General features: G+C 68.5%; 3 protein-coding genes and 1 pseudogene. 1 reads left to right on the top strand and 3 read right to left on the bottom strand.

What is annotated here, in order from left to right:
- Positions 1-186: 186 nt before the first annotated feature.
- From ACIBJF_RS52540 to ACIBJF_RS52530, 3 genes are all read right to left on the bottom strand, one after another.
- Positions 187-1,689 carry a CoA transferase gene (locus ACIBJF_RS52540; RefSeq protein WP_399184982.1) on the bottom strand — a complete coding sequence of 501 codons (1,503 nt, stop codon included), beginning with the start codon at positions 1,687-1,689 and terminating at the stop codon, positions 187-189.
- 38 nt (positions 1,690-1,727) lie between these two features.
- Positions 1,728-2,705 (bottom strand): 3-hydroxyacyl-CoA dehydrogenase family protein, encoded by a 978-nt coding sequence (locus ACIBJF_RS52535; protein WP_399184980.1) that lies wholly within the window; start codon positions 2,703-2,705, stop codon positions 1,728-1,730.
- 85 nt (positions 2,706-2,790) lie between these two features.
- Positions 2,791-3,528 carry an acetoacetate decarboxylase gene (locus tag ACIBJF_RS52530; RefSeq protein ID WP_399184979.1) on the bottom strand — a complete coding sequence of 246 codons (738 nt, stop codon included), beginning with the start codon at positions 3,526-3,528 and terminating at the stop codon, positions 2,791-2,793.
- Between the two features lie 188 nt (positions 3,529-3,716).
- On the opposite strand from ACIBJF_RS52530, the pseudogene ACIBJF_RS52525 reads away from it, so the two are divergent.
- A pseudogene (locus ACIBJF_RS52525) lies at positions 3,717-3,836 on the top strand (LysR family transcriptional regulator); the annotation flags it as partial.
- Positions 3,837-3,923 lie beyond the last annotated feature (87 nt).

Below are 3,923 nucleotides of genomic sequence, written 5' to 3'. Positions count from 1 at the left end.
GCCGACGGACACGGCAAGGACGTCCTGCACCGGTTCTTCGACCAACTCGGCGCCGACCGCATCGCCCGCTTGACGCACATCAGCGCCGACGGCGCGGGAGGATTCGGCACCGGTTTCCCAGGGCAGCCGGCCCGGTCGGCCCGTCAGGGGTTCCGCGCGGGCGAACGGACTGTCAGAGACAGACGGTCAGGCGGTGGGCAGCCACTCCGGGCGCTGCGAGCCGCGCGGGACGAGGATCTGCCGGTAGGAGCCCGGAGTGTCCGACATGCGTACCTGGTCGGTGATGCCCTGGTAGTGGCCGAGGGGGGTCTCGGCGGTGAAGAGCTCCGGGTCCGGGTAGGCGTGCAGCTCGCCGGTGCCCGCGATCTGCTTGGCGTAGTCCTGGTCGAAGATGCCCATGGACAGGATCCACAGGGCGACGCGGGACAGCACGACGTGGACGCGGTAGCTGCCGCCGTCCTTGGCGCGGCGGCGCAGGGCCTCGGCGATACCGGCGGTCATGAACCAGGAGAGGAGGTAGTCGTTGACGACGGTGATGGGCGGCAGGGCCGGCTCGTCGCCGTCGCCCTCCAGGTGCAGCAGGCCGGTGAGAGCGCCGGCGGTCTGGTCGAAGCCGAGGTAGTCCTTCCACGGACCGGTCTTGCCGTTCAGCGAGACGGTGGCGTAAATCGCGCCGGGGCGGCGCTCGATGGCCTCTTCCTCGGACAGGCCGATGCGGTCCAGGAAGCCGGGGCGGCGGTTGGCGTAGAAGACGTCGGCCTCGGACTGGAGCTGGTGGATGCGGGCCAGGCCCTCCTTGGTGTACGGGTTCACCGTGGCGGAGCGCACACCGACGCTGGTCGTGTTGTAGGTGACGTCGTGCTCGAGCTCGTAGGGACGCCACAGGTTCAGCACGTCGGCGCCGTGCAGGGCCATGGCGCGGCCGGCGCCGGCGCCGGCGATGATGTGGCCCATGCCCAATGCGCGCACGCCGTCGAACGGGGCGATCGGGTTGGCGGGCAGCGGCTCGGGGTCGCTGTCACCGATGCGGGTGATCTCCACCAGCGGCAGCCTGGATAGGACCTGCTTGTACTGCTCCTCCTGCAAGAGCTCCTGGGGCGTGCGCACCATCGGCATGACGCAGCCGGCCTCGGCGCCGGCCTGCTCCAGCTCGCGGGCGTTCCACTTCGAGATCGCGGCCGCGACGTGCTCGGGTACGTCACCGGCGCCGAGCAGCCGCTGGGCGGCGACCTTGATGTTGGGGTAGATGTTGAACGGCATCATCCAACGTCCGTCCGCGCTGCGGTAGAAGTTGTTGGCGTAGGCCATGTTGATGATCGACGGGGTGCCGCTGGGGTAGCCGTTGAGCAGCTCCCACTTGCCCTCGTAGAAGGGGCACAGGCGGTGCGGGCCCTTGCGGATGTCCATGTGGATGTCCTGGCCGCGGCCGGTGCGGTCCTTCCACAGCGCGGCGATGGCGGCGGACTTGGCGACCAGCGAGATACCGGAGGCCGCGCCCAGGCGCAGGGTGCTCGGTACGACCGGGTCCGCGCCCTCGAACGTGATGTGGCCGCCGGTGTCGCCGGGCTTGAGGCCGATCCCCGCGAGGACCTCGTTGGTCTCGGCGTGGATGTCGAACGTGTCGTCCGTGGCCGGGTTGGCGATCGCCCTGCTGATCTTGTCAATGAGGGACTTCTGAGCGATGGACATGATCTCTTCGTTTCTCAGGTGGGGTGCGGTGGGGGTGATCAGGCGCGGGTGGTGCTGGCGTCCGGCGTCGAGCCCAGCGCGCGCATCAGCGCGATCTGCGCGCGGTCGCGCTCGGCGGCGAGCTCTTCGACGGTGCCGTTACCGAAGGCCTCGTTCGCCTGCTCGACGAGCTTGGCGACGGTGGCCTCGTCGAAGGTGGGGTTGCCCAGGATCGGCCACATGTTGGCCTCCATGGCACTGCCGAGGTGCTCGATGAAGTGCGGCAGACCGCCGGGACCGCCACCGAGGTGGAAGGTGCGGAACGGGCCGGCCACCGCCCAGCGCATGCCGATGGAGGAGGTGACGATGTCGTCGAGCTCCTGCTCGGTCACCACGCCCTCGGCGACGAGGTGCACGCACTCGCGGAAGATCGCGGACTGCAGGCGGTTGGCGACGAAGCCGGGCACCTCCTTGCGCAGGACCTGCGGCTTCTTGCCGAGCGCGGCGTAGAAGGCCCTGGCCTGCTCCACCGTGGCCTCGGAGGTCTTCTCGCCGGGCACGATCTCCACCAGCGGCACCAGGTGCGGCGGGTTGAAGGGGTGGCCCACGACGAGGCGCTCGGGCTGCTCCAGCGCCACGGCCACGGCGCTGGCCGGGATGCTGGAGGTCGAGGTGGCCAGCAGCGCGTGCGCCGGAGCGTGCTGCTCGACGGTCTGCCAGATCTGCTGCTTGAGCTCCAGCCGCTCGGGGCCGTTCTCCTGGACGATGTCGACGTCGGCGACGGCCTTGCCCAGGTCGGCCTCGAAGGAGAGCCCGGCGGTCAAGTTCTCGGTGGGCAGCCCCAGCTCGGCCAGGGCCGGGGTGATCTCCTCCAGGCCCGCCAGGACGAGGTCCTCGATGTCGGGGCGCGGGTCGTTGATGACGACGTCGATGCCGCGGGCGAGGAAGAGACCGGCCCAGGAGATACCGATCACGCCGCCGCCGATGATCGCGGCACGCTTGTAGGAGTCCAGAACGGGCTCAGAAGTGGGGGTCATAGTTCGGGCCTTTCTCGGCGAACAGGGGGAAAGTCGTCTCGGTTGCTGGTGGTGGAAGAAGACGACTCTGAGGTCCGCTACCGGATCAGGCGGCCAGGTAGTCGTAGACGGGCTCGACCGGGCTGAGGGTCAGGTCGGTGACGATGTGGCTGGCGCGGACGATTTCGAGGACCGGCAGGTCCGCCATCGGGGCCATCACGTGGGCGAAGAGCTCCAGGCGGGCGGGGCCGGTGAAGGCGCTCTTGACGGTGACGTCGGTGATCTCGGTGCGGACCAGCTCGCAGATGCGGGGGGTGCCGTCGTAGTTCGGAACCGTCTTGACCATGAAGTTGGGCGAGCAGATCTCCGCGCGGGCCTCGTCGAGGTCCATGGCGTGGTGCTTGTAGCCCATGGTGGCGGTGGCCACGCGCAGCGTGCCGTAGTCGAGCGTGCCGACGAGCGTGTCGGAGTCGACGTAGAGGGTGGGGGAGCCGCCCTTCTTCGGGTACGCGCTGTACTCACGGCCGGTGGAGATCGCCGGGACGCTGTCGACGTACATGGCGAGGTTGAACTCGCCCGCCTCACCCTCGTGCTCCACGGTGATGAGCTGGCCGGCCTCGGTGTAGTCGCCCAGCCCGGTGGTGTCGGGCATCCGCATCATCTCGAAACGCACGATCGGGTCCGTGACCGTCAGCGGCTCGGGTACGAGCCGGCGCAGCGCCTCGGGGTCGGTGCGGTAGAAGATGTTCAGGTATTCGCGGTTGGTGAACCGGTACCGGGTGGGCGCGTAGGCGGGGGCGTCCACGGGGGTGGTGAAGAGCCGGGCGACATCCTGCTTCTGCATCAAAGCCTCCAGGGAGAGGATTCGCGCCATTCAGCCGGGGGTGGGTGGCCGGTGCTGTCCGCGAAGATGTGCGGACCTCTCCCGCATCAGATTTTTCTGGGGGAAGGGCGCTGTCTGCTGAGTGCCCGCGACTCAGTGGACACCTCTCAGCCCTGGCGTGTCCAATATATGTTTGAGGAGTGGGCGATATGATTAATGATATTCAGCTGACCAAGCGCCTGCTGGAGCAGTTTCTGGTCGTGGCCGACGAGAAGCATTTCGGCCGCGCCGCGGAACGCTTGTCCATGAGCCAGCCGCCGCTCAGTGAGCCTTTCCCGGTAACCGACGGTCGCTGAGGGTGATCGCCTCCGGGAGTCTCGTGGTGTACTCCCAACTCCGGGCAGACGTAAGGCCCC

The organism is Streptomyces sp. NPDC050743, from assembly GCF_044456925.1.
In the GTDB taxonomy this organism is placed as follows: domain Bacteria; phylum Actinomycetota; class Actinomycetes; order Streptomycetales; family Streptomycetaceae; genus Streptomyces.
Note: the sequence above shows the minus strand (reverse complement) of the source record. Positions and strands in the feature narration are given on the sequence as shown.